13 protein-coding genes, 1 tRNA gene and 1 other RNA gene are annotated in these 17,995 nt (G+C 62.1%); 4 read left to right on the plus strand and 11 right to left on the minus strand.

Annotated elements, in window-relative coordinates; translation table 11 throughout:
• Positions 1-183 precede the first annotated feature (183 nt).
• The 4 genes from HMPREF2674_RS06120 to HMPREF2674_RS06135 form a co-directional block, all read right to left on the minus strand.
• Positions 184-954 carry a heme ABC transporter ATP-binding protein gene (locus HMPREF2674_RS06120; RefSeq protein WP_070825122.1) on the minus strand — a complete coding sequence of 257 codons (771 nt, stop codon included), beginning with the start codon at positions 952-954 and terminating at the stop codon, positions 184-186.
• Positions 951-2,030, minus strand: coding sequence for a FecCD family ABC transporter permease (locus HMPREF2674_RS06125; protein WP_012904203.1), 1,080 nt, complete (start codon positions 2,028-2,030; stop codon positions 951-953). The genes HMPREF2674_RS06120 and HMPREF2674_RS06125 overlap by 4 nt, the downstream gene beginning before the upstream one ends.
• Complete coding sequence (locus tag HMPREF2674_RS06130; RefSeq protein WP_049342720.1) at positions 2,030-3,193, minus strand: heme/hemin ABC transporter substrate-binding protein; 1,164 nt, start codon at positions 3,191-3,193, stop codon at positions 2,030-2,032. Before HMPREF2674_RS06130 ends, HMPREF2674_RS06125 begins: the two co-directional genes overlap by 1 nt.
• A gap of 183 nt (positions 3,194-3,376) precedes the next feature.
• Entirely contained in the window at positions 3,377-5,737 is a 2,361-nt protein-coding gene (locus HMPREF2674_RS06135; RefSeq protein ID WP_070825123.1) for an HtaA domain-containing protein, read from the minus strand.
• 237 nt (positions 5,738-5,974) lie between these two features.
• Here HMPREF2674_RS06135 and HMPREF2674_RS06140 point away from each other — a divergent pair, with 237 nt between their 5' ends.
• A complete protein-coding gene (locus tag HMPREF2674_RS06140) occupies positions 5,975-6,637 on the plus strand; it encodes a biliverdin-producing heme oxygenase (RefSeq protein WP_070825124.1) in 663 nt (220 codons plus the stop codon).
• 134 nt (positions 6,638-6,771) lie between these two features.
• On the opposite strand, the gene purL is transcribed toward HMPREF2674_RS06140, so the two are convergent.
• The 7 genes from purL to HMPREF2674_RS06175 all read right to left on the minus strand — a co-directional run bounded on the left by purL (position 6,772) and on the right by HMPREF2674_RS06175 (position 16,915).
• Complete coding sequence (gene purL / locus HMPREF2674_RS06145; RefSeq protein WP_049333965.1) at positions 6,772-9,090, minus strand: phosphoribosylformylglycinamidine synthase subunit PurL; 2,319 nt, start codon at positions 9,088-9,090, stop codon at positions 6,772-6,774.
• Positions 9,091-9,115: 25 nt separating this feature from the next.
• Complete coding sequence (gene purQ / locus HMPREF2674_RS06150; protein ID WP_070825125.1) at positions 9,116-9,928, minus strand: phosphoribosylformylglycinamidine synthase subunit PurQ; 813 nt, start codon at positions 9,926-9,928, stop codon at positions 9,116-9,118.
• A gap of 5 nt (positions 9,929-9,933) precedes the next feature.
• Positions 9,934-10,185 carry a phosphoribosylformylglycinamidine synthase subunit PurS gene (gene purS, locus HMPREF2674_RS06155; protein WP_005507194.1) on the minus strand — a complete coding sequence of 84 codons (252 nt, stop codon included), beginning with the start codon at positions 10,183-10,185 and terminating at the stop codon, positions 9,934-9,936.
• A gap of 122 nt (positions 10,186-10,307) precedes the next feature.
• Positions 10,308-11,261, minus strand: coding sequence for a 3-methyladenine DNA glycosylase (locus HMPREF2674_RS06160; protein WP_070825126.1), 954 nt, complete (start codon positions 11,259-11,261; stop codon positions 10,308-10,310).
• Positions 11,262-11,401: 140 nt separating this feature from the next.
• A complete protein-coding gene (locus HMPREF2674_RS06165) occupies positions 11,402-12,697 on the minus strand; it encodes an aspartate kinase (protein WP_070825127.1) in 1,296 nt (431 codons plus the stop codon).
• Positions 12,698-12,889: 192 nt separating this feature from the next.
• Positions 12,890-14,056 carry a recombination mediator RecR gene (recR, locus tag HMPREF2674_RS06170; RefSeq protein ID WP_049342716.1) on the minus strand — a complete coding sequence of 389 codons (1,167 nt, stop codon included), beginning with the start codon at positions 14,054-14,056 and terminating at the stop codon, positions 12,890-12,892.
• 222 nt (positions 14,057-14,278) lie between these two features.
• Positions 14,279-16,915, minus strand: coding sequence for a DNA polymerase III subunit gamma and tau (locus tag HMPREF2674_RS06175; RefSeq protein WP_070825128.1), 2,637 nt, complete (start codon positions 16,913-16,915; stop codon positions 14,279-14,281).
• 237 nt (positions 16,916-17,152) lie between these two features.
• Here HMPREF2674_RS06175 and ffs point away from each other — a divergent pair.
• The 3 genes from ffs to HMPREF2674_RS09305 all read left to right on the plus strand — a co-directional run bounded on the left by ffs (position 17,153) and on the right by HMPREF2674_RS09305 (position 17,893).
• Positions 17,153-17,249, plus strand: an RNA gene (gene ffs / locus HMPREF2674_RS06180) — signal recognition particle sRNA small type.
• Between the two features lie 297 nt (positions 17,250-17,546).
• Positions 17,547-17,634, plus strand: a tRNA-Ser gene (locus tag HMPREF2674_RS06185).
• Between the two features lie 118 nt (positions 17,635-17,752).
• The gene (locus HMPREF2674_RS09305; RefSeq protein WP_371441255.1) at positions 17,753-17,893 is read left to right on the plus strand and encodes a hypothetical protein; all 141 of its coding nucleotides are present in this window, start codon (positions 17,753-17,755) and stop codon (positions 17,891-17,893) included.
• Positions 17,894-17,995 lie beyond the last annotated feature (102 nt).

Genomic DNA, 17,995 nt, shown 5'->3' on the forward strand with positions numbered 1-17,995 from the left:
TGTATCTGTGCAGAAGGGGATAAAGATAATCTCCACCCTGTAATGAGCCGATAGTTACAGTCATTCCAGAACGGAGATTTAATATATGCGAATACTGGCATATTTTGAGGTGGAAAGTGTTTGCGGGACGGTTCGCTAACACCTTATGGAATCAGCGCGCCAGTAGATTAGCGCGCTGGCATATCAGCGCTTGGGCAGAATCAACAAACGATTCGTCACCGGATGCCTCAACACCTCAATCGGATGCTGATACACCTCAGACAACAACTCCGCCGAACACACCTGCTCAGGGGTACCCGAAGCAACCACCTCGCCACCACGCAACAACACCATACGGTCAGAATACGCAGCCGCCACATCCAGATCATGAAGCACCGTCAACACCGCGGCACCCTCAGCAGCCAACTCACGGCTCACCCGCAACGTCTGCTCCTGATGCGTAATGTCCAGCGCCGCAGTCGGCTCATCCAAAAGAATCAGCGGAGTCTGCTGAGCAAACACACGCGCCAAATGCGCACGGCCACTCTCACCACCGGACAGAGTCGTAATATCGCGATCCGACAAGTGAGTCACCGACGTACGCTCCATCATCGAAGCAACCACGGAGTCATCCTCTTCAGCGCGCTCCGTACCCTTCCACGGGGTGCGGCCCATCTGAACCACCTCATGCACCGTGTACGAAAACGCCACATTCAACTTCTGCAACAGCATCGCACGCTGACGCGCCATCTGACGGGCAGGAATAGAACCCAGCGGGGTGCCATCCAACAGAATCTCACCGCCACTGGGAGCAATATCACCAGCAATCACACCCAACAGAGTTGACTTACCGGCACCATTGGGGCCAATCAGCGACACAACCTCGCCCGCAGCAACAGACAGAGACACATCATTCAAAATCTGACGCCCACCAGCGTTAAAACACACACCGGACAGGCTCAACAACTCACTCACGAAGCACCTCCGCCCTGGCCCAGGGAACGACGCAACAACACGAAGAACGTCGGGCCGCCCACCAAAGCCGTAAAAATACCAATCGGCAAATCAGCAAAAGGCACCAGCGTACGCGCACCCAAATCAGACAGCGCAATCAACAGCGCGCCACCCAATGCCGAAGCCGGCAACAACACACGATTCGACGGACCCAAAATCATGCGCAACAGGTGAGGAATAATCAGACCAATAAACGCAATAATGCCCGCATACGCCACCGCAGCACCCGTCAACAAAGCCGTCGCCGCAATAGACACCGCACGTAGGCGCTCCACGTTCACACCCGAATGCTGCGCTGCACGCTCACCCAACGCCAGAACATCCAGCGAAGAAGCCATCACAAAACACGCTACCAAGCCGATCAGAATAACCGGCCACACGCTCGCCACAGCCTTCCACGTGGAACCGTTCAGCGAACCCATCTGCCAGAACACAATCTGATCGCGGCTCGTCGTATCAGCAATAAACATGAGGAACGCAATAATCGCATTCGCCACCGCAGTCACCGCAATACCCGTCAAAATCATCGACAGGACCTTCGCACGACCCGAAGAACGCGACAGGAAATACACCAGCGCAGTAGCCGCCAACGCACCCACAAACGCGAATGCAGGAGTCGTGAAAATACCGAAGAACTGCAGGTTCAACACAATCGACAAACACGCGCCAACCGCCGCACCCGAGGAAACACCAATCACGCCCGGCTCAGCCAACGGGTTACCAAACACCGACTGCATCACCGCGCCGGAAGTACCCAAAGCGGCACCCACCAGCACACCCAACAGCACACGCGGGAAACGGATATTCCACAGAGTGCTATCCGCCAGCTGCATCGCCGGGTTCTCCGGCGCAAGGCCCAGACGGCGGCCCACTGAAGCAACCACCTGATCAATCGGGATATTGTACTGACCCAAACCCGCAGACAGCACCATCACAACGCACAGTGCCACCGCCAAAAACGTAAACGTCAGACCGGCACGACGCCGACGCGACGCACGATAATCCCGCGCACCCGCCGCACTTTTCACGGCAGCCACTACTGGCCCCCCGCAGGAGTCGAGTACGCAGCCTTAGCCAGCGAGAGCAACACCGCCGGAGTATTCGGGCCATAGGACAGAATCTGGCCGTCACCCATATCGATAATGCGCTTATTCTTACCGGCAGTCGTCTCACTCACACCCGGGCGAGCCAAGAAACCATCCAAACCGCCGGTGGATTTAATGCCGCCGCTCATGGTCAGAATGACGTCCGGGTTCAGCTTCACCAGCGCCTCACTGGTCGCCGGAATAATATTCGTCGCGTTCTGCTCAGACGCCACATCTCTACCGCCAATAGCCTGAATCAAATCGTCAGCGCCCGAACCCTTGCCGAGCACGAAGAACACGCCAGCGGTACCGCGCACGTACAAGAACGCGAACGACACCTGCTGTGCACCCTTCGGGGCAACGTCCTTGAGCACCTGCAGGGCATAATCCAGGTCCTTCTGCACGCGGGCAGCAACCTGCTCGCCCGCCTCCGGAACACCCAGCGCCTGCGCAACAGCCTTGAGCTGCGGAATGATCTTATCCATACGACGCTCATGATCGAAGACCACCACGGTCACGCCCGCAGCGCGCAACTGGTCCACAATCTCAATCGGGCCGTTGCTCTTATCCCACAGCACCAGGTCCGGGGAGGTCGCCAGAATCGCTTCAGCGTTCAGGTCATGACCGTTCTGGGTCACCAGCGGCAGGTGAGCCAGCGACTGCTCCGTCGAGGAGGTGACACGGCCAACCAGACGACCGCCCAGACCCAGCGCAATCATCTGCTGAGCCAGAGTGCCGTACAGGTCCAGTGCCAGCACACGGTCAGCGGACTTAACGGTCACCTCGGTGCCGTTGAAATCCTTGAACGTCACGGGGAAAGCCGGAGTGGGGGTATCGACCATCGGCTGAATTTCGGGGGTATCTGCGGCGCTATTGGGGCCGCGCAGAGCCTTCTGATCAGGGGCAATGGAAGAACGCAGCTGATCGGCAAGGTTCTCCAAAACGGTGCGGGTGCTCTGCTCATCCACCACAGCCTGCGAAGTGCTTGAAGAAGCGGCCGGGTTCTGAGTACCCACACCGCAAGAGCTCAGCAGAAAAGCGGAAGTGATGGAGAACGCTGCATACTTCATTGCATCGCGGCGGTTCAGGGCAGAAGAAGAAAGGGAAGAAAACATCGTCGTCTCACAGAAAAAAGGGAGCTAGAAAAACTGGGGTAGGCGCCGGGGTAAAACCTGGCACCTGAAGCGGGGGTGCAGTGAAAATCTGCACCCCCGCACGGACCGTGTCGGCTCACCGGTGAACCTCATGGTTGAGTTTCACGGGTGAGCCGACAGTGTGGGCATCCTCGTGAGGTGCCGTTATGCCTTCTTGCGGCGGCGAGTGTACACGACGGTACCCGCACCGGCTGCAACAGCGATGAAGCCTGCAACCAGGGTGCCCTCAACACCGGAGGCGCCGGTGGAAGCCAGAGGCTTGCCGGTGACCGGGTCGCAACCCTCACCCTCGTAGACGGTTTCGGACACGGTCTTGGTGGTGGTCTTCGCGCCGTTAATCGCCGCGGAGAAGCTCAGCGGAGCCATGTCCTTACCGGCGTCGTAGAAGCCAGCGAACGCCTTCGCGCCCTCAGCGGTCAGGGTGGTTGCCGCACCGTTGACGCTCACAGCGTCAGCGGAGCTCTGCAGACCCGAAAGATCCACCTTCAGCAGTGCCACCTCACCGTAGTTAGTTGCCTTGCCGGAGGGGTCATTGCTGTTCATGGTCGCGTAGAGAGTACCGGAATTGCCGTTAATCTCAAGGCGCGGGTTCGCAATGGTGGTGTCCAGAATGCCGTGGTGACCGGTGAAACGAACCGAACCGCTGAAGGAGATGGAACCCTTACCACCCTTGAAGGTGCCGGTGCCGTTAGACCAGTTGAACGCATCCGAAGAGTAGGAGGTGCCGTTCAGCTCCCAGCTACCGTTCGCGATGCCGCCGCGCACGTAGTTGCGGAAGGAATCACGCACGCCCCAGCCAAGGTTTGCGCTCTTAATGGTGCCGTCGGACGCGCCCTGCTCCTGCACCTCGCGGGTGCGGGTGACGGGTACGCAGACCGGCTGTGCCGGGTTGTTGCTGACAGAACCGTTCGAGGAGGAACCGCCGTTAGAAACGCTGCCGGAAGTGCCTGCCGAACCGTTAGAACCGGAGCCGTTAGCGCCGGAGTTACCGGAGGAGTTCGAGGAGCTGTTATCGGAAGAGCCGTTCTCAGAACCCTTGTTATCGGAGGACTTGTTCTCAGAGACGCGGGGAACCTCAACGGTGTTCTCCGCCGTCTGCTCGCTGAGCTTTACGGAGAAGCTCAGCGGTGCCATGGCGTTATCGGCACCGCGGTACTGGCCGGCGAAGAGCACGTCGGAACCTTCAGCGGTGAGCGCGACTGCCGCGTTCTGCGCCGAGAAAACGCCGTCCTTCACGCTCGCGCCGGAGAGGTCCACCTCGGCGATAGCCAGGCCGGTCTTAGAAACGGACTTGCCGTCGCGGGTCAGCGCGTCAACGTCAGCGACCAGGGTGCCCTTGCCGTTGACGACGACCAGGCGCATGTTCTTGATGGTGCTCTTGAGCTGACCGTTGTGGCCGGTGAACTCTGCGGTGCCCGCGAAGTTGATCTGACCGGTCTTGGTCTCGGGGTTGTACACGCCGGATGCCTGAGTGTACTTGAAGCCGCCAGCCGCGGTCTTCTCCATGCCCTCAACGTTCACGGAGCCGTGCGCGAAGCTGGTCAGGTACTTCAGGAAGGACTCGCGGATATCCCAGCTGAGGGTGCCGGACTCGACGACGTTGCCGGTGACCTTTTCTTCACGCTTGGGCTCGGTGGTTGCGGCGGGGGAGGAGGGTGCCGCGGAGGTGGGAGCTGCGCTCGGTGCTGCAGAAGTGGGCTCGGCGGGCTTGGGTGCCTCGCTGGTCGGTGCGGAGGAAGGCTCGTTGCTGGGCTCTGCGGTCGGCGCAGCAGTCGGCTCGGCGCTGGGTTCAGTGCTGGGCTCAGGGCTCGGCGCGGGTGCTTCCTTGGTCACGATGGTTGCGGAGAAGCCGAGTGCATCCAGCTCCTGACCTGCCTTGTAGAAGCCCGCGAAGGCGCCGGTTGCCTCTTCGGAAAGCTTGACGCGGGTGCCGTTTTCCTCGTCAACGCTGGGCAGGGTGATGGTGTTACCCTCAACCTTCAGACCGGAGGCGTTGAAAGTACCGATGGTCATGTTCTTGGTTTCGACCAGGTCGTTCGGGGTGGTGTTGCCGTTGTAGGGGCGCGACTGAACGTTGGCGCGCACGGTGCCCACGCCGTCCTTAATGGTGACGGAGAGGTCGGAGATGATGACTTCCAGCAGACCGTGGTGAGCGGTGTAGTGAATCGAGGAGCCGGTGAAGGTGACCGAGTATTCGCCGTTGGCTACGGTGCCTTCGGCAGAGGTGAAGTGGTAGGAGCCGTCTTCGTTGGTGGTGACGCCGGTCAGTTCCTGGGAGCCCTGGGAGAAGGGGCCGTTGATGTAGGAGCGGAAGGACTTCTTCAGGCCCCAGTTGACGGTGACGTCCTGCAGGCTCTGCTCTGAGGCTGCGGTTACCTCACTGGCGCTGACGTGGGAGTTGGTTTCAGCCGCGAAGGCCGCGGGTACGCCAGCGACGCCGCTGAGGCCGATGGTTGCCGAAGCCAAGAACGCCCAAGTGCGCTTGGTGAGAGAGGGGGTAGACATTCGGTGTCTCCTTGGATTCTGTGATTGTGGTGTTCGTATCAAGTCTAGTCCTATTAGCCTATGTTTGTGTAACTTAATGCCTAGGGTGACTTGTGCATAAGGTTTACCTTAGCAAATTTTTTGTGAGAGCTATTGTCAAAACCGGTTTTTGGTGACAATATGTCATTAACAGGTTTTGGTGACATCGTGTCACTAAAATATTTATTGTTCACCCACAAGCCACTTTAGGAACTCACCATGACTATTACCGCCCCCGAAACCACCCAGGAACGCTTCTCCGCACGCCTGAAGGAAAACACCAAGCACGTCCACGACAACGCCGAACACTCCACCTTCATGGAAGACCTCATGGGCGGCTCCCTCAACACCGAGGCATACCTGCGCCTCATCAACCAGTACGTGCACATCTACGAAGCACTCGAAGCGGTCTCCGAACACTACCGCGCAGAACCCAGCCCCATCACCGAACCCTTCACCCACCCGGGCCTCGACCGCGCAGAATACATCCGTGCAGACATCCGCGCACTCGGCCAGGACGGCGACATCGACGCGCCCCTGCCCGCAACCGCAGAATACGTAGAGCGCATCCGCGCCACCATCAACTCCCCCGAACGCTACCTCGCACACCACTACCTGCGCTACCTCGGCGACCTCTCCGGCGGCCAGGCAGTCGCAGCGCTCGTCAACCGCCACTACGGCATCCCCGCCGAAGCGCTGAGCATGTACCGCTTCACCGAACTGCCCAAGCCTAAGGTCTTCAAGGACGGCTACCGCGAACTGCTCGACAACGCACCCCTGACCGACGAGCAGCGTGAAGCCCTCATCGAAGAATGCATCGAAGGCTTCCGCATCAACGCCTCCCTGTTCGCGCAGCTGGGCCGCAAGGTCGCCGAGGCATAAACCCAGAACGCGCATCAACAGAACGCCTCAACGCACAACCTCTCACCGCTCAATGCACAAGCCCGCGGGCATAACAAAAGGGGCGGATGCTTTCGCAAGCATCCGCCCCTCTCAAGCGTTAACCATCTTGGGTGTTAGCCCTTGGCAACCTCACCGAAGTGGGCGGCCATGGTACCCTCGTGAGCTGCACGCAGCTCATCCAGGTCAATGGAAACCTCATCCTGGAAGTCCAGAGCGTTCGACTCAGCATCCACCACACCAATACGTGCGAAGGGGAACTGGCGAGCGGTGCACATATCCTTGAAGCGCACCTCCTCAGAACGCGGAACCGAAACCACAACGCGGCCCAGGGACTCCGAGAACAGCAGGGTGAACAGGTCCAGACCGTCACGCTCAGCAACCTCACCCAGACCAATGCGGGCACCGGTGTTGAAACGCAGGCAAGCCTCCGACAGGGCAGCAGCCAGACCACCAGCAGACACGTCGTGTGCAGCATCAATCATGCCGTCACGAGACATGTTCACCAGCATGTCACCCAGCTGACGCTCCAGAGCCAGATCAACCTTCGGCGGCTGACCGCCCAAGTGACCCTTGAAGCGAGCCCACTCGGAGCCGTCCAGCTCATCGCGGGTGGTACCCAGCAGGTAGATAGCCTGACCGTCATGCTCGGGAGCCCAACCCGACGGGGTGCGGCGGGTGACGTCATCCATAACGCCCATCATCGCCACCACGGGGGTCGGGTTAATAGCCTTGCCACCGGTCTGGTTGTACAGGGACACGTTACCGCCGGTCACCGGAACACCCAGCTCCATGCAGCCATCAGCCAGGCCGCGAACAGCCTCAGCGAACTGCCACATGACGTCCGGGTCCTCGGGAGAACCGAAGTTCAGGCAGTCAGACACAGCCACGGGGCGTGCACCAACGGTCGCAACGTTACGGTACGCCTCAGCCAGGGACGCGCGAGCACCCTCGTACGGATCCAGGTAGGTGAAACGCGGGGAGGCGTCGGTCGCCAGAGCAACACCGAGGTTGGTGTTCTCGTCCACGCGCACCACACCGCCGTCGTCCGGCATGGACAGGGCGGTGTTGCCCTGAACGTAGCGGTCGTACTGGTTGGTGATCCAGGACTTGGAGCACATGTTCGGGGACGCCATGAACGCCTTGATTGCCTCACCCAGCTCCTCACCACGCGGGCGGGAGTCGTCAGCAGCCGAACCGGTGAAGTGGTTAGCCTGGACGTCGTCCTGCCACTCGGGGCGTGCGTAAGGACGCTCGTAGGTCGGGCCGTCGTGTGCGACGGTGCGGGGGTCAACATCCACGATGACCTCGCCGTCCCACTCGATGACCAGGCGGCCGGAGTCGGTCACCTCACCGAGGAAGGAGTACTCCACACCCCACTTGTTCATGATGGCCTCGAAACGCTCCACGTTCTCGGGGGAGACAACGGCCATCATGCGTTCCTGAGACTCGGACATCAGAATCTCGCCCGGGGTCAGGGTGGGGTCACGCAGCAGAACCTTGGTCAGGTCGACGTGCATGCCGCCCTCACCGTTAGAAGCCAGCTCGCTGGTTGCGCAGGAAATACCCGCAGCGCCCAGGTCCTGGATACCCTCAACCACGGAGCCCTTGAACAGCTCCAGGCAGCACTCAATCAGAACCTTCTCAGCGAAGGGGTCGCCCACCTGAACGGCGGGACGCTTCGAGGGCTTGGTGTCGTCGAAGGACTCCGAAGCCAGCACCGACGCACCGCCGATGCCGTCGCCACCGGTGCGCGCACCGAAGAGGACAACCTTGTTGCCCACGCCCGATGCGTTTGCCAGGCGGATGTCCTCGTGACGCATAATGCCCACAGCCAGCGCGTTGACCAGCGGGTTTGCCTGGTAGCAGGAGTCGAACTCAACCTCGCCACCGATGTTCGGCAGGCCCAGGGAGTTACCGTAGCCACCGATACCGGCAACCACGCCGCCAACCACGCGAGCGGTGTCGGGGTGATCAATCGCGCCGAAACGCAGCGGATCCATCACCGCAATCGGGCGTGCACCCATCGAAATAATGTCACGCACAATACCGCCCACACCGGTAGCGGCACCCTGGTAGGGCTCCACGTACGAGGGGTGGTTGTGGGACTCAATCTTGAAGGTCACGGCCCAGCCGTCACCAATGTCGGTCACACCGGCGTTCTCACCGATACCGACCATCAGGTCCTTCTTCATCTCTTCGGTGACCTTCGCACCGAACTGCTTCAGATGAACCTTAGAAGACTTGTAGGAGCAGTGCTCGGACCACATGACCGAGTACATTGCCAGCTCAGCCGCGGTGGGGCGGCGGCCCAGAATCTCCTTAATGTCCTCGAACTCGTTCTCCTTCAGGCCCAGCTCGGCCCAGGGGAGTTCGGTGTCCGGGGTTGCCGCCGCGTGCTCGACGGTGTCGAGGTTAAACTGCTTTTCGCTCATAACTTCTTAGAATCCTTGTCGTGCGTTAGCGGGCGTTAATCAGGTTGGCAAGAACCGAGGTGAACACGCCGAGACCATCGGCGCCACCGCGCAGAGAAACCTCACCAAAACCGGAAGAGGAAGGACCGAAGCCCGGCTCCACAGCGTGCTCCGGGTGCGGCATCAGGCCGACTACGTTACCGCGCTCGTTGGTAATACCGGCAATATCGTTACGGGAACCGTTCGGGTTGAAGCCAACGTAGCGGAACACCACGCGACCCTCAGCCTCCAGGGCCTCCAGGGTCTTCGCGTCAGCAACGTACTGGCCGTCCTGGTTCTTCAGCGGAACAACAATCTCCTGGCCGGCAGCGTAGTTGCTGGTCCAGGAGGTGGTGTTGTTCTCAATACGCAGAACCTGGTCACGGCAAATGAATTTGCGGTGATCGTTCTTAATCATCGAACCGGGCAGCAGGTGAGACTCGGTCAGAATCTGAAAACCATTGCAAATACCCAGAACAGGCAGGGGCGAAGAACCGGAGGTACCGGTAGCGTTAGCGGCATCAATCACCGAACGCATCACGGGAGCCTTCGCGGCAATAGCGCCGGCACGCAGGTAGTCACCGTAGGAGAAACCACCGGGAATGATGACGGCATCAACGTTCTTCAGGTCAGCGTCGTCGTGCCACAGCTCAACGACGGTACCACCAGCCAGACGGACAGCACGCGCAGCGTCACGGTCATCCAGGGTGCCGGGGAAAGTCACCACGCCAACGCGTGCATCAGCGAAAGCGGGGTTCGGGGCGGAAGTAGAAAAGTCGCCAACCAGGGGGACTTCAGTAGGTGCGAGGGACTCTGCCATAGGTCTTAGTCCTCCAGAACCGAAACGTTCACGACGTCTTCAATCACGGGGTTGGACAGCAGCTCCTCAGCAGCCTTGCGGGCAGCTGCGAGGTGCTCCTCAGTAGCCTCACCCTCGACGGTCAGCTCGAAGCGCTTGCCCTGGCGAACATCCACGAAGGAATCAACACCGATACGGGGCAGCTCGTGAGAAATAGCCTTACCCTGCGGGTCAAGAATTTCGGGCTTGAGCATAACATCAACAACAATACGGGCCATGTGTGGGCACTCCTTGGGTGCGTGGGTTCTGTATGAGCCGTATCTCATCTTACCGTACTAACGACCGTAACGGGGGTATGCGTCCGGTCGGTGGATACCCTAAGAGGCTCGAATCACGTCTTTTACGCCTCGAGGGGCGGAAGATAGCGTGCGCACACCTCCAGCAGGCGCTCGCGCAGACCAATCGAACGCTCGGACAGCTCACGCTGAATACGCACGTACTCTGCCTTACCCTCGGCCGTCTCCACGGGAATTGGCTCGTAGCCCCACGCACGAATCTCGTAGGGGGCCGCGCGCATGTCCAGCTCACGCGCATCCCAGGCTAGATCGAAGCAATCCATGACCAGGGTTGAATCAACCAGCGGCAGCAGCTTGTACGCCCACTTGTACACGTCCATGTTCGCGTGCAGGCACGCCGGCTGCTCCAACACGCGCTGCGTCTCACGGGTGGGCTGCAACTCGTTCATCGGCGCCGCCTGCGGCATGAAGAAACGGAACGCGTCAAAGTGCGAGCAGCGGATGCGGTGGCTCTCCACCACCCGGTCCGTGCCCTCCGCGCCCAGGCGCAATTCCAGGTAGTCGTGGCGGATATTGTTCTCCACCGACTTGTACGCCATCGCCCACTCGTGCATGCCGAAGCAACCGAACTGGCCCTTCTTCGCGGCCGTATTGCGCAGAATCTCGTGGGTGAAGGCGAGGGCGGTGGCGCGGCGCTCCACGAAGTCGGTGACGTCCACGGTGACGGCGGAAGCCGCCTCCGCCTGGGTGCGTGCCACCTCGGGGGTGCAACCCGCCTTGAGGAGTTCCTGCTCGGTGGCGGGTCGGTAGAAGCGCCAGGAGGCGCGCTCGGGGGCGTCCAGCAGAATGACGCCGGCGCCGGGGTGCCAGCGCTTGAACTGGCCGGGCTTGAGCGTGTAGTAGGTGAAGAGGAAGTCCTCCACGGGGTGCACCTCGTGGCGGGCGCGACGCTGTGCAAAGGGGTCGGCGTAGCGGCCGGCGCGCACCTCGTGGGCGGCCGCGGCGGCACGCCATTGACGGGCATCCATCACTCGAAGCGTCGTCTGAAGAGTAGTCATTCTTCTAGCCTAAACGATGCCGCATACGACGGCAGGCAGAGTCGCCGCTTATCGGACGCACGAAAGGGGCGGCGCCGGATCAAACCGGCGCCGCCCCTTACCGAAGCGTACAGCTCGCGAACGAGCTAACCCTCTCAACCCTAGCGGCCGGTGCCACCGTACACGGTAGCCTCGCCCTCGGTGTCCAGACCGAACGCGGTATGCACCGCGCGAACGGCCTCATCCAGCTTGCTCAGCTCAGTAATCACCGAAATACGGATCTCAGACGTCGAAATCATGTCAATGTTCACGCCAGCGTTAGACAGCGCCTCAAAGAAAGTGAACGAAACACCCGTGTTAGTCTTCATGCCCGCGCCAACCAGCGACAGCTTGCCGACCGACTCGTTGTAGATAACCTCCTGGAAGCCCAGCTCGGCCTTGGCATCCTCCAGCGCCTTCAGCGCGGTGGGGCCCTGCGCCTGGTTCAGGGTGAAGGAAATATCGGTCACGCCGGGGCGGTCGGTGGGAACGTTCTGAACAATCATGTCCAGGTTTACCTTCGCCTCGTTAATCAGGCCGAACACCTTAGCGGCCGAACCGGGAACGTCCGGAACGCCAACAACGGTAATTTTTGCGCGGGTGCGATCGTGCGCGACACCGGAAATCAGGGGCTGCTCCAAGGGAATCTCCTTCAGATGAATGGGGGTCAGTTCCGCGGACTCCTCCGGAACCACGATAGTGCCTTCAAGGTCCGAGAACGAAGAACGCACGTGAAGCTTCAAGTTAAAACGACGAGCATACTCGACGCTACGCAGGTGCAGAATCTTTGCACCGTTCGCCGCCATCTCCAGCATTTCCTCGCTGGTGATGGTATCCAGCTTGTGCGCGGTCGGCACGATGCGCGGGTCGGCGGTGAACACGCCGTCCACGTCCGAGTAAATCTCGCACACATCGGCGTTCAGCGCGGCGGCCAGCGCAACGGCGGTCGTATCGGAACCGCCGCGGCCCAGGGTCGTAATGTCGCCGCTCTGACGGTTCATGCCCTGGAAACCGGCCACAATCGCGATATTTCCGGCCTCGACGGACTCACGGATGCGATCGGGGCGAACCTCCACGAGGCGCGCCGAACCGTGCACGCCGTCGGTAATCATGCCAGCCTGCGAACCGGTGAAGGACTGCGCCTTAGCGCCCAGGTCGTTAATGGCCATCGACAGGACGGCGGTCGAAATGCGTTCACCGGCGGTCAGCAGCATGTCCAGCTCACGCGAGGGAACGACATTGCTGGTGACCTCTGCGGCAAGGTCGAGCAACTCATCGGTGGTGTCACCCATAGCGGACACCACGACGACCACATCGTTACCTGCCTTCTGAGTGTCCACGACGCGGCGGGCTACGCGCTTGACGCCCTCCGCATCCGCTACGGAGGAACCGCCGAACTTTTGGACGATCAGGCTCATAGAATTCTCCAGGTCTGTTATATCTGTGCCGCCGGCAGAGCGCCGGCTCCTCACCTATAGTAGACGGCGTTCAGGCCGGGCGGCTAACTTGCCAGTCGTGTGTATTGACTTGTGGAATATTACCGAATGTTACGCGGGTCGTGGCGGGCCCGGGAGCGCGAACCCTACCGCGCACGTACTAGTGGTGGAAGGCTAGGTCCACGGGTTCACGTAAGTCACGCCCGGCAGCGGCGGAACGTCCGGCTTCGGGGTGCGTAACGGGGCGTTCTGAATCGAGCGGATGCGCTCCTCGTAGTCGGCGCTGCGGAACACCTCGTGAGCCTCCTCGGGCTCTTCGGGGTTCTCGGAGGCAACGGAGCCCTGGGAAACGGTGAGGTCCTCGGAAGCAGTGGAGTCCTCGGGGCTTTCGGACGTCTCAGGGTTTTCGGGTGTTTCGGCGTTCTCCGCTGCGGGTTCCTTGGCGGCGGGTTCGGCCTCGGGGATCTCAGCCTCGCCGTTTTCGGCGGCCGAAGCCTCCCCGCCGTCCTGCAGGACCCGTTCGATGAGCTGCTCATCTACCGTGGCCTGCACGCTGGCGGGCGCGGGAGCCTCACCGGCGGGAGTGCCCGGTGCCTCCAGATCGTCGAACATGCTGGAGTTCCAGCGGCGGCGGCTCTGCTTCGCCTCCTCGGCACGCACCGCGGCGGCCTGCTCGCGCTCCTGTTCTTCCTCGCGGTTAGCCCGCTCAAAATCCTCGGCGGCGGTGTGAACCGCGGCGGTGCCCTCGCTGATCACGCGGCGGCCCTCCAGCGCGCGACCCAGGGTGATTTCGTCGGCATACTCCAGATCGCCGCCCACCGGCAGGCCCGAGGCCAGGCGCGACAGGCGCACACCCAGCGGCACGAGCATGCGCGAGAGGTAGGTTGCGGTCGCCTCACCCTCAAGGTTCGGGTCCATCGCCAGAATAATCTCCTGGATACGCTCATCCGCCAGGCGGGATACCAGCTCGCGGATGCGCAACTGCTCCGGGCCCACGCCCGCCAGCGGGTTAATAGCCCCGCCGAGCACGTGGTAGCGGCCGGTGAAGGAACGGGTGCGCTCAATCGCCACGACGTCCTTGGACTCTTCAACCACGCACAGCACCGACGGGTCGCGGCGCTCGTCGCGGCAGATGGGGCACAGCTTCGTCTCGGAGACGTTGCCGCACTCCTCGCAGAAGCTCACGCTGGTCTTCACCGTGGAAATCGCGTTGGCCAGGCGCGCCATATCGGCGGCGTCAGCGTTCAGGATGTGAAAAGCGATACGCTGAGCCGACTTGGGGCCCACGCCGGGGAGGCGTCCGAGCTCGTCAATGAGGTTTTGTACTGCACCCTCGTACATGCTTCTCCAATCTGCCGTGGTCCGCGGTGAGTGTCTAGGATACTCCGCGTGGGGGCCGCTTCGGTACCAGTGTGGCCCAACCCCCTGACAGCTTAACGGGGATTCGGGCAGAAAAATGCCCGCAGGCGCCGAAAATTCCTGTCATTCTCGGCGCCGGCGGGTGCGTTGGACGCGTTGGACGGCTCATCGGAACGACCGGCCGAAACGCGTGCCCTTGGGTGTCTAGCCCTGGTGCAGGGGGCGCTCGTCGATGACGGTGCCGCCGATGATCTTCTCGATGGCCCGCAGGCCGATGAAGGTGCTGTTTTCGACCTTCTCGTCGTCCTCCGAGATGTAGTCCTCCTCGGTCACGACGTGCACGGGCTTTGTGGGCACCACCTCGGATGAGGCGGGCTCGGCGGGAGGCTCGGGCTCGGTAACCGGTTCAGAAGCCGACTCATTGGCCGGCGCCGGGGCCAAAGGTCCTGCCGCCAGAGGGCCTGCGGGCGCAATCGGCTCAGCCGCGGGAGCCGCCGCCTCGGGGGCCTCGGGCATTGCTTCGGCCGGTTCGTAGTAAGAGGGCTCCGCATCATAGGGCGGCTCGTCCTCGAACGGGGGCTCCTGCGCATCGCTACGACCGGGGGCCTCCTGCGGAACCCCGCTGCCGGAGGCCGCGAAGGAATCGCGCTCGCCAAAGCCGCCGGCCGGAGCATCCGTGCCGGGCTGAGAGAGCGGTCCTGCGTGGGGGCTCGGCTCAGGCTGGGTCGGGGGCACCCGCGCGGGGAAAGGCTCTGCAGGGGAGGGCTCCACGGCGGCCGCGGGCGCAGCCTCCTCGCTCTGCGGGATGGGTGCCACGTCCCAGGCGCCCAGGGGCGCATCCACGCTGGTGGCTGCCGGAGCCGCGGCGTCGTTCACCGGCTGACCGTGGCGACGCCACGCATCCTCACCGCCGCGAGGGCCTTCCGCCAGGGGTGCGGCGGGCTGCTGGGGAGCCTGCGGCGCGGTAGGCTGAGCCTCCTGATGGGGTGCCGGGGTGCCCGGTTTGATGGGCTCGCCGGGCTTGACGACCTCGGCGTGAATCGTCACGGGGCCGCGCAGGAACTCGCTCACGCGGGCGGTCAGCTCGGGGACGTAGCCCTTGACCGCGCGCAGGGTTGCGATGTCGGCGCGCACGTAGAGCACGGTGCCCTCCATGCGGGCGGGGTAAACCTTCGCCAGCTGCTCCGCGGAACCCGGAACGCTCATTCGGTTAAGGATGGCACGCCAATTGCCCTGGACCGCCGCCAGCGGGTCATTCGGATTAAGCTTCAAAGGCGCTGAGGGCGTACCCTCCGGAGCGGCATCAGCTGCAGGGGAAGCCGGAGCATTAGGCGCCGCCGGGGTGGTACCCGCCAGGGGTGCACCGACCGGAGCGGCAGGAGTCCGCGTCGAAGGTGCCTGCGCTGCCGGGGCCAGGGGCGCAGAGCTAAGCGGCCCACCGGCCAGCGGGGGAGCACCCGCCCCAGCCTGCTGAGAGCCGCCCTGCTGCGCGGGCTGAGCCGCCTCCTGAACCGGGGCGCTAGGAGCCTGCGCGTTAGGCGCCTGAGTCTTAGGGGTCAGGCCTGCCGCAGCCATGCCCGCCGCACGCGCGGCCGACATACCTGCCGGGGCCTGAGAACCAGCCTGAGAACCGGTCTGCACGCTTGCCGGGGCGGAACCACCGGCGGCCACGCGACGCTCCAACACCTGCAGGCGCGAGGCCAGCGCCGCAACCTCCGCACCGTTCGCCGAGCCCTCCTCCACCGGCAGAAGCAGGCGGGCGCACAGCAACTCCAGCTGAAGCTGCGGGTTAGCGGTGCCCGTCATACCGTTCAGTGCATCGTTGACGGTTCCCGCCGCCAGGGTCAGTTCGCGCTCGGTCAGCGCCTGAGCCTGAGCGGCCAGGCGCTCCAGCTGATCCTGTGGAACGCCCTGCAGAATCTGCGCGGCCGATTGCGGAACGGCCTTCACCACAATCAAATCGCGCAGACGCTCCAGCAAATCCTCCACAAAACGGCGAGGATCCTGACCGGTCGCCACCACGCGAGACACCGCGCCAAACAGCGTTGACGCCTCCCTGGCGCCCAGCGCCTCTACGACCTCATCCAGCAACTGGGCGTGCGTGTAGCCCAGCAGGGCCACCGCAAGGTCGTACTCAATACCCTTCTCGGAGGACGCACCAGCCATCAGCTGATCAAGAATCGACAGCGAATCACGCACCGAGCCACCGCCGGCACGAATCACCAGCTGCAGCACGCCCTGCTCCACCGCCACCTGCTCCTGGTCGCACAGGGACTGCAGATACGGCAAAAGAACCTCCGGCGGCACCAGGCGGAACGGGTAGTGGTGGGTACGCGAACGAATCGTGCCCAGCACCTTATTCGGCTCGGTCGTCGCGAAGATGAACTTCACGTGCTCCGGCGGCTCCTCCACAATCTTCAGCAGGGCGTTAAAGCCCTCGCGGGTGACCATGTGGGCCTCGTCAATAATGAAAATCTTGTAGCGGTCACGCACCGGCGCCAGGGTCGCGCGCTCGCGCAGGTCACGGGCGTGGTCCACACCACCGTGGCTCGCCGCGTCCATCTCAATCACGTCGAGGGAACCGCCGCCGTCACGCGAAAGCTCACGGCACGAATCGCATACGCCGCACGGGGTGGGGGTCGGGCCCTGCGCGCAGTTCAGGCAGCGCGCCAGAATACGGGCCGAGGTGGTCTTACCGCAGCCGCGCGGTCCGGAGAAAAGGTAGGCGTGGTTGACGCGGTTTTTCTCCAGGGCCGTCATGAGGGGCACGGTAACCTGCTCCTGCCCGATGACCTCGGCGAAGGTCTCGGGGCGGTAACGACGATAAAGGGCAGTGCTCACGGCAACCTCTTAAGCTCGGGGATGCGGATAGGACAGTCCCTACCATTTTAGACGCTTTACCCCGCGCCCGAGCGGCCCGCCGTCACCGCCCGGCGAACCCCCGCCGGAGGTTCGGGTGCGGTGTTTGCACGGGCTCTGTCCAAGGGTGCGCGACGGGGTGCCGCGAGGATGCGCCGGCCCGCAACCACCGCGCGTTCGCCCCGAGTTCCCAACGCGCCAAAAATCCGGTACACTGGTTCTTGCCTCTTACGTGGCGTTATCTTGGAAAACTCCCCCAGGACCGGAAGGTAGCAAGGGTATTCGAGCTATGACGGGTGCGTAAGAGGTCTTTTTTTACCCAAAATCAGGTACATGCGCAGCTCGCACCCGTCATATGCACTGCGTGCCCGCTCCGCTGGCGCTCCGCGGCTTCGGATCCGGATTTGATTCTTCGCGCGCTCAGAATCCGGATCCTCAGCGGGTGCGTAAGAGGTTTTTCTATGCCCAAAAACGGGTGCGTAGGCAGTCGGATACCCGCCACGCTCAGCAGTAATGTGCTTTCTATTACTTTTCCCTCATAAGGCTTGCGTGGCATCGCAAACCTGTAGTAAAGTCTTATTCGTTGCCTACGCAATGCGTAGAAAACATAGCTGGAGGATTCGCCTAGCGGCCTATGGCGCACGCCTGGAACGCGTGTTGGGTTAACACCCTCGGAGGTTCAAATCCTCCATCCTCCGCCACCGATCCCCGGTCTTAGATTCTAAGGCCGGGGATTTTTTGCGCCCTTGCTACTATTTCCTCAGAGCCCCTCGGGGTCCGTGCCGCCGGGCGTCCGAAAAACCTGCAGAAAGCACCACCATGATTTTCAAAAAAGTAGGCGACAGCCGCCCCTACCCCCAGCACGGCATGACCCACGCCGACTGGGAAGGAATCCCGCCGCAGCAGGTGCGTCTCGACACCCTCATCACCACCCAAAAACAGGGGCACAAGCATCCATAAATGTACTTTCTGTTACTTTTATCGCTCAGGGCTTGCATGCTTAGCAAAAGCGTAGTAAGGTTTTATTCGTTACCTACGCAATGCGTAGAAAACATAGCTGGA

Source organism: Rothia sp. HMSC062F03, from assembly GCF_001836905.1.
Classification (GTDB): domain Bacteria; phylum Actinomycetota; class Actinomycetes; order Actinomycetales; family Micrococcaceae; genus Rothia; species Rothia mucilaginosa_A.